Annotated in this window: 15 protein-coding genes and 1 pseudogene; 7 read left to right on the forward strand and 9 right to left on the reverse strand. The window is 72.8% G+C overall.

The window, feature by feature from the left end:
• Window positions 1-17 precede the first annotated feature (17 nt).
• Entirely contained in the window at window positions 18-1,541 is a 1,524-nt protein-coding gene (locus AC1Q49_RS05640) for a DEAD/DEAH box helicase (protein WP_061782242.1), read from the reverse strand.
• A 162-nt stretch (window positions 1,542-1,703) separates the two neighbouring features.
• On the opposite strand from AC1Q49_RS05640, the gene AC1Q49_RS05645 reads away from it, so the two are divergent.
• Complete coding sequence (locus tag AC1Q49_RS05645; RefSeq protein ID WP_101306073.1) at window positions 1,704-2,420, forward strand: ferritin-like fold-containing protein; 717 nt, start codon at window positions 1,704-1,706, stop codon at window positions 2,418-2,420.
• A gap of 16 nt (window positions 2,421-2,436) precedes the next feature.
• On the opposite strand, the gene AC1Q49_RS05650 is transcribed toward AC1Q49_RS05645, so the two are convergent.
• Together AC1Q49_RS05650 and AC1Q49_RS05655 are read right to left on the reverse strand one after the other, a co-directional pair.
• Window positions 2,437-2,727, reverse strand: a complete 291-nt coding sequence (locus AC1Q49_RS05650) for a hypothetical protein (protein WP_101306074.1) — start codon at window positions 2,725-2,727, stop codon at window positions 2,437-2,439.
• Window positions 2,728-2,744: 17 nt separating this feature from the next.
• Window positions 2,745-2,969 carry a DUF3107 domain-containing protein gene (locus tag AC1Q49_RS05655; protein WP_060960173.1) on the reverse strand — a complete coding sequence of 75 codons (225 nt, stop codon included), beginning with the start codon at window positions 2,967-2,969 and terminating at the stop codon, window positions 2,745-2,747.
• Between the two features lie 179 nt (window positions 2,970-3,148).
• On the opposite strand from AC1Q49_RS05655, the gene AC1Q49_RS05660 reads away from it, so the two are divergent.
• The gene (locus tag AC1Q49_RS05660) at window positions 3,149-6,373 is read left to right on the forward strand and encodes a PD-(D/E)XK nuclease family protein (protein WP_492491170.1); all 3,225 of its coding nucleotides are present in this window, start codon (window positions 3,149-3,151) and stop codon (window positions 6,371-6,373) included.
• Window positions 6,370-9,675: an ATP-dependent helicase gene (locus AC1Q49_RS05665; protein WP_492491171.1), complete on the forward strand. Its 3,306-nt coding sequence runs from the start codon at window positions 6,370-6,372 to the stop codon at window positions 9,673-9,675. The genes AC1Q49_RS05660 and AC1Q49_RS05665 overlap by 4 nt, the downstream gene beginning before the upstream one ends.
• Before the next feature lie 40 nt (window positions 9,676-9,715).
• Here AC1Q49_RS05665 and AC1Q49_RS05670 read toward each other — a convergent pair whose 3' ends face one another.
• Window positions 9,716-11,029 (reverse strand): phosphotransferase, encoded by a 1,314-nt coding sequence (locus AC1Q49_RS05670; protein WP_191008420.1) that lies wholly within the window; start codon window positions 11,027-11,029, stop codon window positions 9,716-9,718.
• A gap of 65 nt (window positions 11,030-11,094) precedes the next feature.
• Between AC1Q49_RS05670 and nudC the strand changes: the two genes are divergently transcribed.
• On the forward strand, window positions 11,095-12,045 hold the full coding sequence (nudC, locus tag AC1Q49_RS05675; RefSeq protein ID WP_492491172.1) for an NAD(+) diphosphatase: 951 nt from the start codon (window positions 11,095-11,097) through the stop codon (window positions 12,043-12,045).
• Window positions 12,042-13,757 (forward strand): ATP-dependent helicase, encoded by a 1,716-nt coding sequence (locus tag AC1Q49_RS05680; protein ID WP_492491173.1) that lies wholly within the window; start codon window positions 12,042-12,044, stop codon window positions 13,755-13,757. Before nudC ends, AC1Q49_RS05680 begins: the two co-directional genes overlap by 4 nt.
• A gap of 830 nt (window positions 13,758-14,587) precedes the next feature.
• On the opposite strand, the gene AC1Q49_RS05685 is transcribed toward AC1Q49_RS05680, so the two are convergent.
• Window positions 14,588-16,012, reverse strand: a complete 1,425-nt coding sequence (locus tag AC1Q49_RS05685) for a zinc-dependent metalloprotease (RefSeq protein ID WP_101306080.1) — start codon at window positions 16,010-16,012, stop codon at window positions 14,588-14,590.
• Window positions 16,013-16,147: 135 nt separating this feature from the next.
• On the opposite strand from AC1Q49_RS05685, the gene AC1Q49_RS05690 reads away from it, so the two are divergent.
• Both AC1Q49_RS05690 and AC1Q49_RS05695 read left to right on the forward strand, forming a co-directional pair.
• Window positions 16,148-17,266, forward strand: a complete 1,119-nt coding sequence (locus tag AC1Q49_RS05690; RefSeq protein ID WP_060960180.1) for a YlbL family protein — start codon at window positions 16,148-16,150, stop codon at window positions 17,264-17,266.
• A 63-nt stretch (window positions 17,267-17,329) separates the two neighbouring features.
• Window positions 17,330-20,245 carry a UPF0182 family membrane protein gene (locus AC1Q49_RS05695; protein ID WP_060960181.1) on the forward strand — a complete coding sequence of 972 codons (2,916 nt, stop codon included), beginning with the start codon at window positions 17,330-17,332 and terminating at the stop codon, window positions 20,243-20,245.
• A gap of 99 nt (window positions 20,246-20,344) precedes the next feature.
• On the opposite strand, the gene AC1Q49_RS05700 is transcribed toward AC1Q49_RS05695, so the two are convergent.
• The 4 genes and pseudogenes from AC1Q49_RS05700 to AC1Q49_RS05715 all read right to left on the reverse strand — a co-directional run.
• Window positions 20,345-21,217 (reverse strand): prenyltransferase, encoded by an 873-nt coding sequence (locus AC1Q49_RS05700; RefSeq protein WP_101306081.1) that lies wholly within the window; start codon window positions 21,215-21,217, stop codon window positions 20,345-20,347.
• Window positions 21,214-21,546, reverse strand: a complete 333-nt coding sequence (locus tag AC1Q49_RS05705; RefSeq protein WP_492491174.1) for a lycopene cyclase domain-containing protein — start codon at window positions 21,544-21,546, stop codon at window positions 21,214-21,216. Before AC1Q49_RS05705 ends, AC1Q49_RS05700 begins: the two co-directional genes overlap by 4 nt.
• Window positions 21,543-21,941, reverse strand: coding sequence for a lycopene cyclase domain-containing protein (locus AC1Q49_RS05710; RefSeq protein ID WP_492491175.1), 399 nt, complete (start codon window positions 21,939-21,941; stop codon window positions 21,543-21,545). Before AC1Q49_RS05710 ends, AC1Q49_RS05705 begins: the two co-directional genes overlap by 4 nt.
• A 1-nt stretch (window position 21,942) precedes the next feature.
• A pseudogene (locus AC1Q49_RS05715) lies at window positions 21,943-22,472 on the reverse strand (phytoene desaturase); the annotation flags it as partial.

Consider the following 22,472-nt stretch of genomic DNA (forward strand, 5'->3'; position numbering starts at 1 on the left):
GGCCGGGCGGGGCCGAATCAGGCTCCGGCGACGGGGGGCGTAGCGGGAGCGCCACCCCCGGAACCACGCCGACGGCGGCGGCGGCGCGCGGGCGCGGGCTTGCCGTCGTGGTGCTCCGTGCCGGCGCCGTCGTGCGTGCCGGCACCGTCGGCCGAGCGGGGGGCGTCCACGGTCGAGACGGCGGCGGCATCCGTGCTCTCCGACGCGCCCTCGGCGAACGTCGCGCCGACCACGGACGATCCCGAACGGCGCCGACGGCGACGGCGGGTGCCGGCCTCGGCGGATCCTTCCGCCGCGGCATCCGTGGCGCGCTCCGGGGCGGGGCGCTGCGTGCGCACCGTCTCGGTCTTCGGCGCCTTCGCGAGGCGGCCCTTGGTCCCGGCGGGGATGTCGAGGTCGGTGTAGAGGTGGGGACTCGACGAGTAGGTCTCGACCGGCTCGGGCTGACCGAACTCGAGCGCGCGGTTGATCAGCGCCCACTTGTGGAGGTCGTCCCAGTCGACGAACGTGACGGCGATGCCGGTCTTGCCCGCGCGGCCGGTGCGGCCGGCGCGGTGCAGGTAGGTCTTCTCGTCGTCCGGGATGGTGTGGTTGATGACGTGGGTCACGTCATCGACGTCGATGCCGCGCGCGGCGACGTCGGTCGCGATGAGCACGTCCTTCTTGCCCGCCTTGAAGGCGGCCATCGAGCGCTCGCGCGCCTCCTGGCTCATGTCGCCGTGGACGGCTCCGGCGTTGAAGCCGCGGTCGTTCAGCTCGTCGACGAGCTTCTGGGCGGCGCGCTTGGTGCGCGTGAACACGACGGTCTTGCCGCGACCCTCGGCCTGCAGGATGCGCGCGATGACCTCGTCCTTGTCGAGCGAGTGCGCCCGGTAGACGAGGTGCTTGATGTTCGCCTGCGTCAGACCCTCGTCGGGGTCGGTGGCGCGGATGTGGATCGGGTTGCTCATGAACCGACGGGCGAGGGCCACGATCGGTCCCGGCATGGTGGCCGAGAACAGCTGGGTGTGGCGCACCGGCGCCACCTTCTGGAAGATCTTCTCGATGTCGGCCAGGAAGCCGAGGTCGAGCATCTTGTCCGCCTCGTCGAGCACGACCTCCACCGCGCCCGACAGGTCGAGCAGTCGCTGGTTGTTGAGGTCGATGAGGCGGCCGGGGGTGCCCACGACGATCTGCGCGCCGGCCTTCAGCTGGTCGATCTGCCCCTCGTAGGCCTTGCCGCCGTAGATCGCGACGACGCTCGTGGAACGGTTCTGCGTGAGCATGTCCATGTCCTCGTAGACCTGGACGGCGAGCTCGCGCGTGGGGACGACGATGAGCGCCTGCACGCCCGGAGCCGGGTCGAGTCCGAGGCGCTGGACGACCGGGATGCCGAAGCCGAAGGTCTTGCCCGTGCCCGTCTTGGCCTGGCCGATGATGTCCTGGCCGGGCAGCCCCAGGGGGATGGTCTGCTCCTGGATGGGGAAGGCGTCCACGATGCCCTTGGAGGCGAGCGCCTCCACGATGTCGGGGTCGATTCCGAGCTCAGCGAATGTCGTCACGATACGTGCCTGTCTGGCGGTGAGAAGCCGCCGGTGAGGAGGTCCACGCCTTCTACTCATCCGCAGGCGCGGGGGTCCCGATCCGTCGCCGGGACCAGACCAGCCTAGCGGAGCGGGCGCCGCGTCCCTCGGAAGCGGCGCCGCGACCTCTAGGCTGGGGACGTGGTGACCTGGCCCTGGCAGCGGGAGCGCACCGTGGCGCGCACGCTCCGCGTGCGTTCGCGCGGCGACTTCGGAGACGTCCGACGTGTGGACTTCGAGGAGCTCGCGCCCGACGTCGACACGTTCCTCGGGCAGGCCGCCTACCTGCAGCTCGGGTACTTCGAGACCCTCAGCGAGCTGATCGCCCCCACACCGGAGCTCACCCAGAAGGAGTCGATCTCCGTGGCGGCCGGTGCGGCGCTGCAGAAGCACCGCGCCCTCCTGACGATCATCCGCGACCGCGGCGACGACCCGCTCGACCTCATGCTGCCCTTCCGCGAGCCCCTCGACGCCTTCCGTCGGGCGACCCACGGGGCCCGGCATCTGGAGACGATGCTGTCGGTGCACATCACCGCGGGGATGCTGGACGACTTCTACCTCGCGCTGTCGTCGAGCTACGGCTCGACGGGACGCCGCGTCGCCGACGTGCTGCGTGCCGACGACGACCGGCAGGCGCTGGCGGGCATCCTCGCGGATGCGATCGCCGCCGACGAGCAGTGGAAGTCGCTGCTCGCCCTCTGGGGGCGACGACTCGTCGGCGACACGCTGCTCATCGCGCGCGGCGCGCTGCGGCCGCAGACCCTCGACGCTGCGGAGGAACGCAAGGTCGAGCCGGTGTTCACCGACCTGCTCGGCGCGCATTCTCGTCGTATGGCCGCGATGGGCCTCGACGCGTAGCGGCCCGGAGCCGGGCTCAGGAGATCTTGAGGCGCAGACGTTCGCGTGCGTCGTGCGTGGCACGCCGACGCGTCAGCACGGCCAGCACGGCCGGGACGACGATGACGGGGACGGCGAGCGAGACGATCCACAGCCAGGGGCTCAGCGTCGTCAGACCCGCCCAGGTCAGGACCATCCAGACGAGGCCGCCCAACAGCGCGCCCAGCACCGGCGCCAGCGCCGCACCCCGCGAGGTGCGCCCGGGCATCAGGTAGTGGAGCACGCCGCCGTAGGCGCCGCCGAAGATGAAGGCGAGGAGGATGTCCACGGTGCGGGGACTCGCGATCAGGCGACGAAGCCGACGCGGCGGGACTCCTCGGTCCCGACCTCGATGAAGGTGATGCCCGCGGTGGGGACGATGTACGTGTTGCCCTTGACGTCCGTGAACGTGACGAACGACTCGTCCGAGGCGAGCGCCTTCTGGACGGTGGTCGTCACGGCCTCCGCCGACAGGGCCGACTCGAAGCTGAGCTCTCGGGGGGTGTTCGCGATGCCGATGCGGATCTCCACGGTGACTGTGCCTCACTTCTCGTCGTGACCCGGCCGCCGAGGGCGATGCGGGGCGGGCCGGTGCGCCGGCCGCATGTCGACTCTACGACACCGCCGCGGGGCCCGGATCGCCGTTCGGGCCCCGCGGTGCTCGCTGTGCGCGAACGCCTGTGTCGGCGCTTCCGGCTACCGTGAAGAGCATGGATGGTGTGACGTGGGATGCCGCGCAGCGCGCCGTCATCGACCTTCCTCCCGCGGCGTCCGGTGTGGTCGTCGGCGCGCCCGGGTCGGGCAAGACGTCCACGGCGATCGCGCGCGTGGCCGCGCTGCTGCGCGGGCGTGATGAGGTCACCGGGCAGGGCGCCGGCGACGGCGGGGGGCCGGTCCTGGTGTCCGAGGAGATCGTCGTGCTGACGCCGTCTCGCACCTCGGCGACCGCTCTGCGCGACCGGCTCGCTCTCGCCGTCGGCATCCCGACCCGCGGCGCGCTCGCCCGCTCGGTGGTCGCCTTCGCCTACCAGATCGTGCGCGCGCACGCCGTCCACTCTGGCGCCGAGACCCCGCAGCTCCTCACCGGGCCCGACGAGGATCAGCTGATCGCCGACCTCCTCGACGGCGACGCCGCCGACGAACGCGAGGGCCTGATCCGCTGGCCCGCCTCGCTGCCCGCACCGGTGCGCGCGACCCGCGCGTTCCGCGCCGAAGTCCGCGCGCTGCTGGCCGAGTGCGCGCAGCTCGGGGTGTCGCCGGCCCGACTCGCCGACCTGGGCGCGCGCGACGACGTCGCGGAGTGGCGGGCCGCGGCATCCTTCGCGCAGGAGTACCTCGATGCCCGCGACGGCATGCGTCATGCGCATCGCGATGCCGCCGGCCTCGTCCGGGAGGCCCTCGGACTGGTCCGCACCCTGCCCGCGGGCGCGCCGGGCGTGGCGGCGGTGGAACGGCTTCGCGTGATCGTCGTCGACGATGCGCAGGAGCTCACCCTGGGCGGGGTCGAGCTGCTCGAGGCTTGCCGGGCGCGGGGGATCGCGGTCCTGGCGTTCGGCGATCCCGATGTCGGGTCGGGCACGTTCCGCGGGGCCAGCCCCGAGAACTTCGCGCGCCTCGCCGCGCGCTCGCCCCTCCACGTCCTCACCGAGGTCCACCGCGGCACCGCCGGGCAGCGCCGACTCGTCGCGGGCATCACCGGGCGCATCGGCGCCGCGGGCGTCGTGGCCCACCGGCGCCCGCCCGCCGCGGCCCCCGTGGAGGGTGACGACGACAGCGTCCGTGCCCTGACGGCGCGGTCGACCGCAGAGGAGCACGACGTCATCGCCCGCCTGCTCCGTGAGCGGCACGTGCACGACGGCGTGCCCTGGGCGCAGTGCGCCGTGATCGCGCACGACAGCCGGCAGGTCGCGACCCTGGAGGCGGAGCTGGCCGCCCGTGAGGTGCCCACGCGCACCAACGGCCAGCGTCCGCTCGCGCAGGCGCGCGCCGTCGCGGACCTGCTGCGCGTCGTCCTGCTGGCCGACGTCGATCCGAGCGGATGGAGCCTCGACGACGCGATCGATGCGCTGCGGGCCGGCGGCATGGATCCCATCGAGATCCGGCGGCTGCGCACGGCGCTGCGCCACAGCGCTCTGGCGGCCCGATCGGGCGACGATGATCCGAGCGACGCGCCCGAGCCGACCAGCGGCGAGCTCCTGGTGTCGGCGCTCGCCCATCCGGTCGCGTTCGCCCTCCTCGACACGCGGGAGGGCCGCCGCGCCGAGCGGATCGCGTCGACGCTGGCGGCGGTGCGCGCGCAGTGGGAGCTCGTGCGCACGGGGGGCGCCGACAGTCCGACGGCGCACGAACTGCTCTGGTCGGGGTGGGACGGCCTCGGCGTCGAGCGGACGTGGGCGGCCGCTGCGTCCGGCTCCGGACCCCTCGCGGCCCAGGCCGGGCGCGAGCTCGACGCCGTCGTCGCGCTCTTCCAGGCCGCCAAGCGCCACGGCGAGCGCGCCGACGGCACCTCGCCGGCGGCCTTCCTGCGCGGTGTGCTCGACTCCGACGTCGCGGAGGACCGCCTCGGCGACGGCGCCGTCGTGGATGCCGTCAGCGTCCTGACGCCGGCCGGTTCCCTCGGGGCGGAGTTCGACACCGTCGTCGTCGCGGGGGTGCAGGACGGGATCTGGCCCAATCTGCGTGCGCGCGGGGGACTCCTGCAGACCTGGCGGCTCGCGGGCGCGACGCTCAGCGATCGTGGCGAGGTCGGCGTCGGCGCCCTCGACCGGCGCCGAACCGTCCTCCACGACGAGCTCCGTCTGTTCGCCCGGGCCTGCTCGCGCGCCCGGCGACGGCTGGTCGTCACGGCCGTCGACGACGACGACACCGGCCCCAGCGCGCTGTTCGAGCTCCTGCCGCCGCGGCAGACGGCGGCACGGTCGGCCGAACACCCGCTGACGCTGCGCGGGCTCGTCGCGCAGCACCGCCGCACGCTCACGGAGGGCGCCGCCGGCGGGCACGGCATCCGCGGCGATCGGTCGTCGTCGCGGGAGTACGCGGCCTCCCAACTCGCCGCCCTCGCCGCGGCGGGGGTTCCCGGAGCGGCACCGGAGCAGTGGTACGGGATCGCCCCCTCGACGTCGTCGGCGCCCCTTCGCGATCTGACACAGGAGGACGTGCGGGTCTCGCCGTCGCGGCTGCAGACGCTCGAGGAGTGCCAGCTCAACTGGCTGCTGTCGGATCTCGGTGCCGACACCGGCGGCGCAGTGGCCGGTCTGGGCACGCTCGTGCATGCCGCGATGGAGCACGCCGAGGGCAGCGACGAGGAGGCCCTGTGGGCGGTCGTCGACGCGCGCTGGGGCGAGCCGGAGTTCGAGTCGGCGTGGCGCGATCGCGCCGAGCGGGCGAGGGCGCGCGAGCTCGTGCGGCGATTGGCGGTCTACCTGCGACGCTTCGATGCGGCCGGCGGCACCCTCATCGGCGCCGAGCCGCATTTCGAGGTGGCCGTCGCCCTCGACCCGCCGGGTCCGCACGGCGCCGTCGTCAGCGGCTACATCGACCGCGTCGAGCGCACGGCGGCCGACGAGGTCGTGATCGTGGACCTCAAGACCGGCAAGCGCGAGCCGCAGACCGACGCGAAGGTCGTGGACAACCCGCAGCTCGCCGCCTATCAGCTCGCGCTGGACGCCGGCGCCATCCCCGAGGCGCGGGGCCTCGTCTCGGGTGGCGCCAAGCTGCTCGTGCTCCGGCCCACCGCCGCGACGAAGGACTACGTCGAACCGCGCCAGCCTCCCATGGACGACCAGGCCCGCGACGCCTTCCTCGGTCGCGTGCGCGCCGCCGTCGAGATCATGAGCGGCACGGCGTTCTCCGCGCCCTACGAGGAGCACTGCCGCGACGACTACTCGTACGGCCTGTGTCGCATCCACACGGTCGGCGCGGTGAGCGCCTCGTGACATCGGTCAGCCCCGCCGCCCTCGCCGCCGCCCTCGGTCAGTTCCCGCCCACACCCGAGCAGGCGCGCGTGATCGCCGCGCCCCTGGCGCCGGCTCTCGTCGTCGCGGGAGCCGGCAGCGGCAAGACCGAGACGATGGCGGGACGCGTCGTCTGGCTGGTCGCCAACGGCCTCGTCTCCCGCGACGCGGTCCTGGGTCTCACCTTCACCCGCAAGGCCGCCGGCGAGCTGGCCGAGCGCATCCACCGCCGGCTGCACCGGCTCGCCGAGTTCGAGCGGCGGGGACTGGTCCCGCACCTCGACGCCCTGCACGCCGCGGGACGCCTGGATGCGCTCGGCGAGCTGGAACGCTCCGGAGCGCCCGAGGGGAGGCGCCACGATCTGCTGGCGGAGCTCGCCGCGGCATCCGGCGCGGTCCCCGACCCGGCGGACGAGGGGGCGGACAGTCTGCTCGATCGGCCCACCGTCGCCACCTACAACAGCTTCGCCGACGCGATCGTCCGCGAGCACGCCGTGCGGCTCGGGCGCGACGCCGAAGCCGCCGTGCTCAGCGAGTCGGCGGCGTGGCTGCTGATGCGCCGCGTCGTCCTCGACGCCGACGACGTGCGCCTGGAGGGCCGCGAGGAGGCTCTGCGATCGATCGTCGACGGCGCGCTGCGCATCGCCCGCGACGCGGCGGACAATCGGGTCGATCTCGACGAGCTCGCCCTCTTCCCCGCCCGGTTCGCGGACGTCCTGCAGCGTCCGTCGACGTCCGCGCGGGTCACGGTCTACGCCGATGTGGCGAAGGCCGCCACGGCGGTGAGTGGGCTGGAGGTGCTCGTCGACCTGGCCCGCGAATACGGGCGGCGCAAACGCCGGCTGGGTGTCATCGACTTCTCGGATCAGGTGGCGGGCGCGTGCGACATCGTCGACGCGCATCCGGTCGTGGGGGCCGAACTGCGCGAGCGCTACCGCGTCATCCTGCTCGACGAGTACCAGGACACGTCGGTGGTGCAGACGCAGCTGCTGGCGGCGGTCTTCCGGGATGCCGCCGTGATGGCCGTCGGCGACCCGCATCAGTCGATCTACGGCTGGCGCGGTGCGAGCGCCGGCAACCTGGGCGGGTTCGCGAGTGCCTTCAGCACCGACGACGATGCCGGCATGTACGCGCTGATGACCAGCTGGCGCAACAGCGTCGACGTGCTGACCGCCGCCGGCGCCGTGCTGGCCCCTCTCGCCGAGCGCGTTCCGGTGCCGGTCGCGCCGCTGCGGCCACGCCCCGGCGCCGAGCGGGGCCATGTCGAGGTGCATCTCGACGGCGACATCGACGCCGAAGCCGACCGGGTTGCGGAGTGGTTCACACGGGTGCGCAGCGAACGCGAGGGCGAGGGGCGCCCCACGACGGGGGCGGTGCTGCTACGCAGCAAGAAGCACATGGTCCACTTCGCCGACGCGCTCGGGCGCCGCGGCATCCCGCATCGGATCCTGGGACTCGGGGGACTGCTGTCGACTCCGGAGGTCGTGGACGTCGTGTCCGCGCTCCGTGTGATCAGCGACCCGCGCGCCGGATCGGCGCTCATCCGTCTGCTGGCCGGTCCGCGGTGGAGGATCGGCGTCGCCGACCTGCGGGCGCTGGCGGAGCTGTCGCGCCGCATCGCGCGACACGACGCGGCGCTGCAGCCGCTGGCCCCCGAGGTCGTCGAGCGGATGCGCGCATCCGCCGGCGACGAGCAGGGCTCACTCGTCGACGCGGTGGACTTCTTCCTGCGCCACCGACCCGATCACGGGTGGCTCGCCGACATCACCCCTCCGGCCCGTGAGCGGCTGCGCGACGCGGCGGCCGTCTTCGCCGGGCTGCGGCGGCAGGCCGCCCTGCCGATTCCCGAACTGGTGCGCATGATCGAGCTGGAGCTGCGCCTGGACATCGAGCTCGCCGCGAACGAGGCCCGCGGTCCCGCGCGGGTGGCGAGCGACCAGCTGCGCGCGTTCGTCGACGAGCTGCACGGCTTCCTCGCGACGGACGAGCGCGGGTCGCTGCCGAGCCTTCTGGCGTGGCTCGACCACGCCGAGCGGCTCGACGAGTTCGCGCCGCGCACGGAGCCCCCGGAGGACGACGTGGTGCAGCTGCTCACGATCCACGGGTCGAAGGGACTCGAATGGGATGCCGTGGCCGTCGTCCGTCTGGTGGAGGACGAGCTGCCCACGCGGCCGAAGGACACGCGCGGCTGGCTCGGCTTCGGGGTGCTGCCCTACGAGTTCCGCGGTGACGCCGAGTGGCTCCCCGAGCTGCGCTGGCGGGCGGATCAGGCGCCGACCCAGCAGGACCTCGCCGCCGCGCTCGCCTCGTTCGTCGACGCCGGTCGTGCCCGCCAGCTCGAGGAGGAACGCCGACTCGCGTATGTGGCGGTCACCCGCGCCCGCGATCATCTGCTGTTGACGGGGTCGAGCTGGTCGGGAACCCGGTCGGCGCGCAAGCCCAGCCCGTTCCTCCGGGAGATCGCCGATGCCCTGGGCGCGGCGCTGGAGGTGCCGGAGGATGTGGGGGAGAACCCGTTCGAGGGCAGGCGCAGGATGCTGCAGTGGCCGCTCGACCCGCTGGGGGCGCGCCGCGAGGTCGTCGAGGCGGCGGCCGCCGCGGTGCGGGCCGCATCCGCGGCCGATCCGCCCGCCGCACCGTCGCGGGAGCTCGCCCTGCTGCTCGCGGAGCGCGACGCGCGCGAGCATCCCGTGCGCCCTCCCGCCCCGGTGCGCATCCCGGCGTCGCGCTTCAAGGACTACCTCGGCGATGCCCCCGCCCTCGCGCGCCCGCTGCCCGAGCGGCCCTACCGTCAGTCCCGGCTGGGGACCAGGTTCCATGCCTGGGTGGAGCAGCGCTCGGGGCTGGTCGGCGACGGCACGTCGCCGGACGACGTGCTCTGGCACGACGACGACGAGCTCGCCCACGGCGACGGCGTCGGCATGACATCGGAGAGCGACGCCGACCTGCGACGCCTGCAGGAGGCCTTCCTCGCCTCCGAGTGGGCTCGGCTGCAGCCGCTGGAGGTCGAGACCGAGATCGACGTCACGATGGCGGACGCGCTGGGCGACGGCAGCCCGCACGTCGTGATCTGCAAGCTCGACGCCGTGTACCGCCGCGGGGACCGCATCGAGATCGTCGACTGGAAGACGGGGCGCGCACCGCGCACCGCCGCCGAGCGCGAGGAGCGTATGGTCCAGCTCCGCCTGTACCGCGCCGCCTATCACGCGCGGCACGGCGTCCCGTTGGAGTCGATCGACGTCGTGCTCTTCTACGTCGCGGACGGACTCATCCTGCGCGACTGAACGCCGGCGGGACGGGGACGGCCGCGCGGGCGGGACGGGCTCAGGCGGTCCCGGTCCAGCGGCGAAGCGCGTTGCGCGCCGCCGTGTCGCGGTCGATGTCGTCGGCGCTGGCCGGCGCACCGTCTTCGGCGGGGGCGAGGTCGTCCTCGCGCGCTGCGGGCGCGGTCACGGGGACATCGGCGGTGTGAACCGGCACGCGGCCGGTGGCCGCCGGCGCGGCGGACCACTCCGACAGCTCGATCGGGATGGTCTCCAGATGACTCGTCTCCGCCGAGCCGGCCTCGTTCTCGTCGGCGAGGAAGGCGGCGAGGGTGTCGGGGTCGAAGCTGTCGGTCTGCATGGACGTGTCGGCGGCGTCGCCGGCACCCGCCGGAACCCGCTGCGTCGCGGCGAGAGCCTCGTCGAGGGTGACGTCGTCGCGCGCGCGCACCGGCTCGTCGCGGACGCTGGCATCCAGCGACTCGAGCAGGGCCACGGCGTCGCCGACGACGGTGCGGTCGCCACTCTCGTGACCGTGGACGAGCCACTTCGCGAACTCGAGCTCGGCGTGCAGACGGGCGCGCTCGGAGAGCAGCGAGTCGGGCGCCCGATGCGAGCGGCGCGCGTACTCGTCGAGGACGTCGGCCTGGGCCGCCGGTGCCGAGGCCGTCCAGCGGAGGTCGATCGCCGGATCGCCGACGCCCAGCCCGCCCCACGACAGCAACCCGGTCACGACCGGTGCGCCGTCGGCGTCGTCCTCGAAGACGAAGGATGCCGGGTCGACCCCGCCCAGCACGACCGTCGTCTCGAACCGCCAGAGCGGGTCGGAGCCGAGCGCCGTGCTCCAGCGCCGCAGCAGCCCGAAGGGCAGCAGTCCGGTCGCCTCGGCGCGGTCCAGCAGTCGTTCGGCCTCGTCCCGCACCTGCCCGGACGTGAGCATCGGCAGGCCCGCGTCGCGGATCACCGTGACGGGCAGGTCGTGCACGGCCGCGATGGCCGCCGCGAGCGCGGTCGCGATGCCGCGTCCCGACGGCACGTGTGCGGCATCCACGCGGTAGCCGGGAAGGAGGGACTGCACGAGCGCGGCACGGCCGTCGACGCTCGTCTGCCCGAGCACGTCGGGGGCGCCGAACGGGAGCACTCCGCGCACGCCCGCCGTCAGAGAGGTCAGGGCGCGCGCCTCGGCCAGCAGGTCGTCCTGGGCCTCGTCGTTGACGGGAACGCGCACCACGACGCGCCGATCGTCGTCGAGGGTGGCGATGGCGCTGTCGTACCGGCCGGAGACGCCCTCGGTCAGCGGCGCCACACCGACCACCGCGACGCGAGGCAGAGCCGACGTGACCGACGCAGCTAGAGTGAGTGGTGAGCGTGCCATGCCCCCAGGGTAGGTGTGCCGCGCCCCGTCCCCGTGTGCGCCACGCCCGTCGAGGAAGGTCCCGGATGTCGCCATCGGCCGAGCCGCCTGTTTCCGTGCGTCTGCCCGCGCTCGCGCGCGGCGGCATCGATCGCTGTGCCGAGGAGCGCAGCGATCCCGACCTGCTGGAACGATTGCGCGCCGACCCGTCCTCCCGCGTCGTCGCCGTCCACGGCGACCGCGCTCCGGTGGATGCCGCCGGAGCGCTGCAGCTCGTGCCGGTCGACGCGATCCGGGCAGACGTGCAGTGGGCCTTCCTCGGTCGGGGAGCAGCCGGCGCCGCCGTGCTGCTCGCCGCTGCGGGGGCCGACGAGGCCGACCCGGTGCGGGAGGACCGTGCGGCGGACGCCGCCGCACCGCTCGTGTGGGCGTCGCTCCGCGCGATCGGCGGGGAGCTCTCCGCCGTCGACGCCGGATTGCTCGTCGAGGCGGTCGCCCTGGCCCGCTGGCTCGTCGACGCCCCGTTCTGCTCCCACTGCGGAGCGCGCACCGTGCAGCGTGCCGCCGGGTGGGCGCGCCATTGCCCGGTGTGCGGACGCGAGCACTTCCCCCGCACGGACCCCGCGGTGATCGTCGGGGTCGTCGCTCCCGACGGCGAGAGCCTGCTGCTGGGTCGCAACGCCCTCTGGGGCGATCGCAACCTGTACTCCACCTTCGCCGGGTTCGTCGAGGCGGGCGAGTCGCTCGAGTCGGCGATCGTGCGGGAGGTGCACGAGGAGGCCGGTGTCGCGGTCGAGGCGTTGCACTACCGCGGCTCGCAGGCCTGGCCGTATCCGCGGTCGCTCATGCTCGGCTTCCACGCCGTGGCCGTCGATCCGGCGGCCGCCCGGCCGGACGGCGAGGAGATCGTCGATGTGCGCTGGTTCGACCGCGACGAGATCCGTGCCGCGCTCCGCGGCGAGGGCGACGTGCTGCTGCCCGGGACGGCCTCCATCGCGCATCGGCTGATCGCCGACTGGGCGGGGGAGACCGCGTGAGCGCACGCGCGCTGATGGGCCTCGACGATCAGCAGCGCGAGGCGGCGGCGCTGCTGCGCGGCCCGGTGTGCGTGCTGGCGGGCGCGGGCACGGGCAAGACCCGCGTCATCACCCATCGCATCGCGCACGGCGTCGACACCGGCGCCTACTCGCCGTCGCGGGTCATGGCCGTGACCTTCACGGCGAAGGCGGCGGGGGAGATGCGGGGGCGCCTGCGCGCGCTCGGCGTCGAAGGCGTCGCCGCACGGACCTTCCACGCGACGGCCCTCGCACAGCTGAACTTCTTCTGGCCGCAGCTGGCCCGCGACACCGCCCCGTCGATCATCGACAACAAGGTGCGTGTGCTGGGGCAGGCCGCCGACAGCCTCGGTCTGCGGCTGGACGGCACGACCCTGCGCGACGTGGCCAGCCGCATCGAATGGCGCAAGGTCGCGATGCACACGATCGATCAGGATGCCGCCGCGCACCCCGAGGGACTCGGTCCCGCGCTCGACGCGCACGCCCTCGCCGAGCTGCAGCATCGGTACGAGAAGGTCAAGGACGAGCGCCGGCAGTTGGACTTCGAAGACGTCCTGCTCGCGTGCGCGGGCATGCTCGAGTCGGAGCCGCGCGTCGCGGCCGCGGTGCACGAGCAGTACCGCCACCTGACGGTGGACGAGTTCCAGGACGTCTCGCCGGTGCAGTACCGGCTGCTGGAGCTCTGGCTCGGAGACCGGCGCGATCTGTGCGTCGTCGGCGACGCGAGCCAGACGATCTACTCCTTCGCCGGCGCCGACCCGCGCTACCTCCTCGACTTCGCCGACCGCTTCGAGGACGCCACCGTGGTGCGGCTGGAGCACAACTACCGCTCCGACCCCGCCATCCTCGCGGTCGCCAACGCGCTCATGCGCGGTCGGCCGGGGGCGCTCGCGCTGCGTTCGGAGCGGACGGCCGGGGTGACGCCGACCGTCACCGGCTACGACGACGACGCGGCGGAGGCCGAGGGCGTGGCCGCCGCGATCGCGGCGCAGCGCGACGCGGGCATCGAGCCCCAGGACATCGCGGTGCTGTACCGCGCCAACGCCCAGTCGGCTCCACTGCTGGCCGCTCTCGCGGCGCGCGGCATCCCCGCGACCGTCCTCGGCGGCAAGCGCTTCTTCGACCTCCCCGAGGTGCGCCAGGCGGTGCTCGCGCTGCGCGGCGCCTCCGTGGCACCCGTCGAGTCCGGGTTCGTCGCGGCGGTGCGCGATGTGCTGCGCTCGCTCGGCCTCACCGAAGACCCGCCGCCGGCGGGCGGGGCGCTCCGCGACGCGTGGGAAGCGCGCGCGGCGGTGATGCGGCTGGCGGAGCAGGCGCCGGAGGGCATGACGCTGCGCGCCTTCACCGACGAGCTGATGGCGCGCGGGCGCGATCAGCACGAACCGACGCTGCGCACCGTCACCCTCGCCACGCTCCACGCGGCGAAGGGACTGGAGTGGGATCACGTCCACCTCGTCGGGCTGGCCGAGGGCCTGCTGCCGATCTCCTACGCGACCGGGTTCGAGGAGATCGACGAGGAGAGACGCCTCGCCTACGTCGGCATCACGCGGGCCGCGCGGTCGCTCTCCCTGAGCTGGTCCCAGCGCTCGGGGGCGCGGCAGCGGCAGCGGTCGCGATTCCTTCAGGAGATCGGCACAGGCAGCGTTCGTGCGGCCGATGGACGCGCCACGAGCGGCGCGCGCGGGCGGCGCTGAGCCCCACGGACAGCGTCGGCCGCACCTCGCCGTCCGGCTCGGCCGGGAGCGCCGCGGCCTCGCGCAGGAGGCGCCCGGCGAGCAGCGCCGCCTCGACGAGGAGCGCGGGGTCGGTGCGCACCGGCTCGCGGCCGAGCAGCTGCGCCGCCAGCAGCGGCCACTGCGGATCTTCGTCGGCGCGGTGCGCGTGCAGGCAGGAGGTGCACGCCGTCCGGCCGGGCACCACGACGGGGCCGACGCTCACGCGATCGCCGGCGAGCTCGATCGGCACGTGGGTGACGTCTCCGCGCATCAGGCGGGAGGCCCGCCGCGGATCGAGCAGCCGGTGCGCGACGACGATGAGCGGGATGCCGGGCTGCGGCACACCGCAGTCCCACCGTGAGACGCCGTCGTGCGCGAGTGCCGCGGCATCCCACCCCGCCGTGAGCGACACGAGCTCCGCGTGGGCGAGCGTGGCGGGGACCTCGACCTGCACGGCCAGCGCGGGAGGATCCTCGCGGGTCAGCACCGTCGAGAGCCGGGCCGTGAACTCCTGCGCTTGTGCGGCGGTCGCCCCGAAGCTGCGGGCGAGCGGCACCAGCATAGCGTCGGGGATCCCGTCGGTCAGCGCGTCGAGGAGCCGCTCCTGCCAGTCGCTGACGCCGTCGATGCGAACGCCCGGCTCCGTTCCGAGCTGAAGGCTCGAGGGTGTCCGCCACAGCGGCGGATGGGACGCGGCCAGTCGGAGCATGCCCCCGATTGTGATGGGCTCGCGGGGGCCGCGGGGCGACTGTCCACAGCCCGACCGCGCGCGAGGGCGGCCGGGCCGTGGGGGAGGAGGCGGCGTGCGCTCAGACGGGGCGGGGGTCTTCCGGCCCGTCGGTCGCGCGGTCGGCGTCGGGATCGTTCGTGCCCGCCGCGGACGTGCCGGAGTCCTTCTCGTCCGCAGCCTGCGCCAGCAGTTCGTCGAGCGCCTCGTCGAAGGCGTCGCGTTCGGGCGCTTCGCCGCGAGCGCGCGCCTGCAGACGGGCCACGAGCGCCTGCGGGTCGTCGATGTCCTCGGCGGTCGGCATGAGATCGGGGTAGTCCCAGAGACCGTCGCGGGCCTCGATGCCCACGGCATCCGTCACGGCCCGCCACATCGCCGCCGCCTCGCGCAGGCGCCGCGGCCGCAGCTCCAGCCCGACGAGCGACGCCATGGCCTGCTCCGCGGGTCCGCCCACGGCCCGGCGGCGGCGGACCGCCTCGGCGATCTTGGCGGCGGCGGGAAGCCGGGAGGTGGCATCCGCGGTCACCACGTCCACCCAGCCCTCGATGGTCGCCAGGAGGTTCTCGAGGCGGCCGAGCGCCGCGTCCTGCGCGGGCGTGCGCTGCGGGAGGAGGGCGCCCGACTCGATCGCCGAACGCAGCTCCTCGGGCGAGGAGGGGTCGAACCGCGACGCGAGGTCCTCGAGGGCGCTCGTGTCGACGTGGATGCCGCGGGCGAACTCGGTCACCTGCGAGATGACGTGCAGGCGCAGCCATCGGGCGTGGCGGAACAGTCGCGCGTGGGCGAGCTCGCGGGTGCCCAGGTACAGGGCGAGCTGATCGTCGGTGACGTCGAGGTCGCGCGCGAAGTCGGCGAAGTTCTGCGGCAGGATGGCCGCCACGCCGTCGGGCATGACCGGGATGCCGACGTCGCCCCCGCTCAGCACTTCCTGCGAGAGCCGTCCGATGACCCCGCCCAGCTGCGCGGCGAACAGGGAGCCGCCGACCCTGCGCATGAAGGTGCCCGCCCCTGCGATCAGCTGCTTCATCTCCTCGGGGGTCTGCTCATCGATCGCCGCGGTCAGCGCGCCCGCGATCGAGTCGGCCACGGGCTCGGCCAGCTCCTGCCAGACCGGCAGCGACTCCTCCACCCACTGGCCGCGCGTGATCGCCTGCGGTGCGCCGGCGAGGTCGGAGATCGTGGTCGCCTCGCTCAGCCACAGGGTCGCGAGGGAGAACGCCTGGTCGAAGTCCTGCTTCTGCCCGGTGCTGATGCCGAGGCCGTCCTTGTTGGCCAGGTGCAGCGCCTGGGTCTTCGCGGAGCTCCAGTCGATGCCGTCGTCGCTGCCGTTCGCGAAGGCGTGCTGGAGCTGGGCCATCATCTGCTGGAGCATCGCCGGATCGACGCCCATCCGCGAGAGCCCCTCCAGTTGAGCGGGATCGAGCCCCGCCCCACCGCCGAGAAGATTGCGGAGCATCTCCTGGAAATCGTCGTCGTCGGGTCGGTCCGGAGTGTCGTCGTGAGCCATATCAGGCGCCTTTCAGCAGGCGGATCTCGTCGCGTTCTACGCTAATGGCTGGACTTCCCCGCACGGCCGTCTCGGCCCGCCACGGAGGACGTCGCGTGTACGCCGATCGCGAACGATCGGCCGGGAAGGTCTGCTGTGGCACTGTTCGACGAGGGCACGACGATCGTGCCCGCGCGCCGCCGCCCGCTGTCGCGTTCGACGCGGGTGGGGGTGTGGGCCCTCGCCGTCGCCCTCGTGGCGCTGCTGGTGCTCACCCTCATCCCGACGTCGTTCGTGATCCAGCGTCCGGGCCCCGTGTTCAACACGCTGGGCACGACGACCGACTCCTCGGGAGCCGAGGTCCCGCTGATCACGGTCTCCGGCGCGTCGACCTACCCCACCTCGGGCTCCCTCGACCTGCTGACCGTGCAGGTCGTGGGCAACCGTGAGCGGACCCCGTCGTGGTTCGAGCTGGCCCTGGCATGGTTCGACCCGGCCAAAGCCGTCCTCCCGGTGGACGAGGTGTTCCCGCAGGGGCAGACGACCGAGCAGCGCAACGAGCAGAGCGCGGTGATGATGGTCGACTCGCAGAAGGAGGCGACCGCGGCGGCGCTGACCCGGCTGGGCTACGACGTCAAGCCGATGGTGCGCGTCTACGCGCTGACCGACGACTCCGCCGCGCAGGGCATCCTGCAGAAGGACGACATCATCCGTGCGGCGAACGGTCAGCCCATCACCGAGACCGACCAGCTGCGCAGCATCATCAACGCCGGCGGCGGTGCCCCGGTCGAGCTGACCATCGATCGGGCCGGCGCCAGCGAGAACGTCGAGGTGACGCCGAAGCAGGCGACCGTCGACGGCGCGACCACGTGGCTCGTCGGCATCTCGACGATGCACGACTACGACTTCCCCATCGACGTGACCATCCAGCTCAACAACGTGGGCGGCCCGAGCGCGGGCATGATGTTCGCCCTCGGCATCATCGACACGCTCACCGACGGCAACCTCAACGGCGGCCAGCAGGTCGCCGGCACCGGGACGATCGACGCCTCGGGCACGGTGGGCGCCATCGGCGGCATCCGGCAGAAGATGTACGGCGCCGTCGGCGCGGGCGCCACCTCCTTCCTCGCACCGCAGTCCAACTGCGACGAGGTCGTCGGCCACATCCCCTCCGGCCTGCGCGTGTTCTCGGTCGCCACCCTCGACGACGCCCTCTCCGTGCTCTCGACGATCCGCGACGGCGGCGACCTGGACGCGCTCCCCACCTGCCGCTGACCTCACGGCATCCTGGAAGGTTCCTCGGCGTCCCTCCAGAATGCGCCCACCTAGGATGGTGGGGTGACCACGACCTCAGCGCCGAACCAGGCCACGCCGAATCCCTTCCGCCGCGCCATCGCCATCACGCTCGCCGTGATCGCCGTCATCGTGGTGGGCTTCTTCGTCTTCGCGAGCCTCTACGCCGACTGGCTGTGGTTCGATCAGCTCGGGTTCTCGAGCGTGCTGTGGACGCAGTGGTCGGCTCGCGTGATCATGTTCGTCATCGGATTCCTCGCGATGGCGGTGCCGGTGTTCGCCGCGATCCAGCTGGCGTACCGCCTGCGGCCCGTCTACGCCCGGCTCACCTCGCAGCTGGACCACTACCAGGAGGTCGTCGAGCCGCTGCGTCGTCTCGCGATGTGGGGCATCCCCGTCTTCTTCGGCTTCTTCGCCGGGTTCGCGGCGTCGGCGCAGTGGGAGACCGTGTGGCTGTGGTTCAACCGGGTCGACACGGGGGAGCTCGACCCCCAGTTCCAGCTGGACACCGGCTTCTACCTCTTCTCGCTGCCGTTCTTCAGCTCCGCCCTCGGCTTCGCCTCGGCGGTGCTGCTGGTCTCGCTCATCGTCACGGCCCTGGTCGCCTACCTGTACGGCTCCGTGCGCGTCGGACAGCGTGAGCTGCGCATCTCGAAGGCCGCCCGCATCCAGCTCGCGGTGATCGCGGGACTGTACCTCCTCGTGCAGGGCGTGAGCATCTGGCTCGACCGCTACAAGACGCTCACGCAGCAGAGCGATCGCATCACGGGCGCCAGCTACGTCGACGACCACGCCATCATCCCGGGCCTGACGATCATCGCCATCGCCGCCGTCATCGTCGCCGTGCTGTTCTTCGTGACCGCCATCGTGGGCCGCTGGCGCTTCCCGCTCATCGGCACGGGCCTTCTGATCGTCTCGGCGCTGGTCGTCGGCGTCGCCTACCCGTGGGTCGTGACCAACATCCAGGTGCGCCCCAACCAGGAGACCCTGGAGAGCCCGTACTACCAGCGCAACATCGATGCGACCAAGAAGGCGTACGGCATCGACGGGCTGACCAAGAGCGATTTCCAGGCCGTCACGAACGCCGAGACCGGGCAGCTGCGCTCGGATGCCGAGACCACGGCATCCATCCGCATCATGGACCCCGCGATCATCTCGCCGACCGTCCGCCAGCTCGAGCAGTACCGGTCGTACTACCAGTTCACCGACCCGCTGGACGTCGACCGCTACCAGATCGACGGCAAGAGCCAGGACACCGTCGTCTCGCTGCGCGAGCTCAACATCGGCCAGCTCGGCCAGGCGGCGTCGTGGTACAACTCGACGCTCGTCTACACGCACGGCTACGGCATGGTCGCCGCGAAGGGCAACGAGCGCACCGCCGACGGCAACCCGGTCTTCGTGGAGCGCGGCATCCCCACCACGGGCGCCCTCACGACGGGGGAGCAGTACGAGCCGCGTGTCTACTTCGGCGAGAACTCGCCCGCCTACTCGATCGTCGGAGCGCCCGAGGGCACGCCCGACATCGAGCTCGACTACCCCCGGGGAACGGGCGACGCCGCGCAGACCAAGACGACCTTCTCCGGTGACGGCGGCCCGAACATCGGCAACCCGTTCAACCGGCTGATCTACTCGCTGAAGTTCCAGTCGACCGACATCCTCTTCTCGGACGGCATCAACGCGGACTCGCAGATCCTGTACGACCGCAACCCGATCGACCGCGTCAACAAGGTCGCCCCCTACCTCGAGCTCGACAACGACCCGTACCCGTCGGTGGTGGACGGGCGGATCGTGTGGATCGTGGACGGCTACACGCTGAGCGCGAACTACCCGTACTCGTCGATCGTGAGCCTGCGCGACGCCATCAGCGACACGACGAACACGACGCCGCGCGTCGCGCTCGACGACGTCAACTACATCCGCAACTCGGTGAAGGCGACCGTCGACGCGTACGACGGCAAGGTGACGCTGTACGCGTGGGACGACACCGACCCGCTGCTGCAGGCGTGGCAGAAGGTCTACCCGTCGACGCTCAAGCCCCTCACGGAGATGAGCGGCGACCTGATGAGCCACGTGCGCTACCCGACCGACCTGTTCAAGGTGCAGCGCGCCATGCTCGGCACCTACCACGTCGACGACGCCGGATCGTTCTACCAGCGCGACAACGCCTGGAAGACCCCGAACGACCCGGTCTCCAAGCAGGAGGTGCTGCAGCCGCCGTACTACCTCACGATGAAGATGCCGGGTCAGCAGTCCCCGACCTACTCGATGTTCACGACCTTCATCCCCGGCGGTGACGACACGCGGAACGTCCTCATGGGCTACCTGTCCGTCGACTCGGATGCCGGGGCCACGGCGGGGGTCAAGGATCCGAACTACGGCAAGCTCCGGATGCTGGAGATCAACGCGGAGACCCCGGTCCCCGGACCCGGCCAGGTGCAGAACACGTTCAACTCCGAGCCCGATGTGTCGTCGTTCTCGAACCTGCTGAACCAGAACCAGTCCCAGGTGCTCAACGGCAACCTGCTCACCCTGCCCGTCGGCGGTGGTCTGCTGTACGTGCAGCCGGTCTTCGTGCAGTCGTCGGGATCGACCAAGCTCCCCACGCTCCAGAAGATCCTCGTCGCGTTCGGCAACCAGGTGGCCTTCGAGAACACGCTGCAGGACGCGCTCGACAAGCTGTTCGGCGGAGACTCCGGCGCCAGCACGGGTGACGGCGGCGTGACGCCCTCCCCGTCTCCGTCACCGTCGGAGAGCGGTGGCACGGATGCCGGCACCGGCTCGGGCACGGGCGGCGGAACCGGCACGAGCGTGGAGTTCCAGGCCGCGCTGAAGGATGCGCAGCAGGCGATGATGGACCGCCAGGCGGCCCTGACGCAGGGCGACTGGACCAAGTACGGCGAGGCCGACGCGCGTCTGACCGCCGCGCTGCAGAAGCTCCTCCAGCTCGAGGGCCAGGGCTGAGCGGATCGCAGTCCCGCTGACGGCGGCATCCCCGGAGTCGGGGGTGCCGCCGTCTCGTCTGCCGGGGTCCGCCGTCTGGTGCGCGGCTGCGCGCGGCGCTCAGCGGATGAGGGCGAACCAGATCAGCAGCAGCGTGACGGCGAAGCCGGTGAACTGGTTGAGCCAGAGGAAGCGGTCCCAGCCGCGCGTCGCGGTCGCGGCATCCGCGTCGGAGACGTGGCGGTACGGCCAGACGGTGACCAGGTAGGGCAGGGCCAGGAGTGCGGCGAGGGGTCCGGGCCAGGCGGCGCCCAGCATGACCGCCCCCGCCAGCGCGTAGCCGGTGAGGGCGAGACGCACGGTGGCGCGCGCGCCGAAAGCCGTCGCGATCGAACCGATGCCGGCCTCGCGGTCGGCGACCACGTCCTGCACGGCACCGAACGCGTGCGAGGCGACGCCCCACAGTGCGAACGCGAGGATCACGGCGCCGAGGTGCCAGGTCCACGTCGCGCCGGCCAGGACGAGGCCGTACACGGCGGGGGAGAAGAAGTGGATGCTGCTGGTCACCGAATCGGCGACGGGCCGCTCCTTCAGCCGCAGCGGCGGGGCGGAGTAGAAGACGACGAAGAAGAGGCTCGCGGCGAGCACCAGCGTCGATGCGATCGAGCCGACGATCACGAGATAGGCGACGAACGGCGCGCACGACAGCCCCGCCGCCCACAGGGTGATCCGGTGGAAGCGACGGTCGAGCACGGCGCCGTGCGCCCCGCCCTTGCGGGGGTTGCGGAGGTCGGACTCGTAGTCGAAGACGTCGTTGATCCCGTACATCGCCAGGTTGTACGGGATGAGGAAGAAGATCGTGCCCACGACGAGCGTCGCATCGATCCGTCCCGTCGTGAGCAGCAGGGCGGCCGCGAACGGGTAGGCGGTGTTGATCCAGCTGACCGGACGTGACGCGACGAGCAGTTGGCGCAGCGTCGCCCCGGCGCTCATCGGGACGCTCCCGCGTCTTGCGGCCGCGGAGAGCGCGGTCGGCGGAGCAGCTCCGCGACGGCGGGCACGGCGAACGCGGCGACGAGGGGATACGACAGGTCCTCGATGGGGGCGAGGCCGATGCGGATGCCGCTGATGAGCTCCTCCGGATACGTGAACAGGCCCGCGGCGATCATCAGGTTGTCGAACACCGCCGTGAGCAGCAGCAGGACGATCGCCGTGATCGCGCTCGCACGCAGACGCGCGCGGAATGCGGGACGCCGCGTGGTGGCGAGCACGGCCGCCGCGGCGACGACCGCGAACGGGAGCACGATGAGCGGGTAGGTCACGACGACCTCCGGGGATCGCGCGCGCCGGGGGGACGCCGTGCCTCCGGCGCGCCGCTGTGCGAACGGTCGGCGAACCGGCGGGCAGCGGCGTGGACGGTGAGCGCCAGGTAGCAGAGGAAGGCGAGGAACAGGGGCTCCTCGATCGGCAGGTGCGGGGCGAGGTCGACGCCCAGGAGGTAGGGGCTGTCTCCCTTGACGAAGACGCCGGTCGCGATGCCCACGGCATCCCACACCAGGAAGAACGCCGTCCCGACGACGATCGCGCCCGCATTGCGGGCACGGAGGCGGTCGCCGCCGTCGCCGCGGCGGGGCCAGAGCGCGAGGCGCAGGCGGGCGTCGAGCGCCATCACCCCGCCGATCGACACCAGGAGCACGAGCAGGTACGCGCCGGGCATGTCAGCGGTCGTCCTCAGGGGCGCGGCGTCGCGCGCCGACTCCCGAGGGCTCGGGCAGGCGCGCGGCACCGCGATCGCCGCGCAGCCGCTTGACGACGAGCTCGGCCGAGATGAGGCACATCGGCAGCCCGATGCCCGGGAGCACCGACGTGCCGGCGTAGAACAGGCCGCGCACCTTGCGCGAGGCGTTGCGCGGACGGAAGACCGCGCTCTGGCGGAGGGTGTGCGCGAGCCCCAGCGCGCCTCCGCGCCAGGCGCCCAGGTCGGCCTCGAAGTCGGCGGGCGCGATGGTGCGTCGCACCCGGATGCGCGCGGCGAGGTCGGGGATCCCGGTCCACGCCGCGATCTGGGCGATCACCCGGTCGGCCGCCTGCTCGATCGCCGGCGCGCCGGCCCCGTCCACGCCGCCACGGCCGAGCGAGGGGTCGGCAGGCATGGGGACGAGTACGAAGAGGTTCTCGGCGCCCGGCGGCGCGACGGTCGGATCCGTCGCGGAGGGGCGGCAGATGTACAGGGAGGCGGGGTCGGGGA

Source organism: Microbacterium sp. MPR-TSA4, assembly GCF_058792815.1.

Excerpts from the sequence above, each read along its gene's own strand:
- nudC (WP_492491172.1), top strand. The coding sequence starts at position 11,095 with ATGTCGCCATCGGCCGAGCCGCCTGTTTCCGTGCGTCTGCCCGCGCTC.
- AC1Q49_RS05685 (WP_101306080.1), bottom strand. The coding sequence starts at position 16,012 with ATGGCTCACGACGACACTCCGGACCGACCCGACGACGACGATTTCCAG.
- AC1Q49_RS05660 (WP_492491170.1), top strand. The coding sequence starts at position 3,149 with ATGGATGGTGTGACGTGGGATGCCGCGCAGCGCGCCGTCATCGACCTT.
- AC1Q49_RS05670 (WP_191008420.1), bottom strand. The coding sequence starts at position 11,029 with ATGGCACGCTCACCACTCACTCTAGCTGCGTCGGTCACGTCGGCTCTG.
- AC1Q49_RS05700 (WP_101306081.1), bottom strand. The coding sequence starts at position 21,217 with ATGAGCGCCGGGGCGACGCTGCGCCAACTGCTCGTCGCGTCACGTCCG.
- AC1Q49_RS05710 (WP_492491175.1), bottom strand. The coding sequence starts at position 21,941 with ATGCCCGGCGCGTACCTGCTCGTGCTCCTGGTGTCGATCGGCGGGGTG.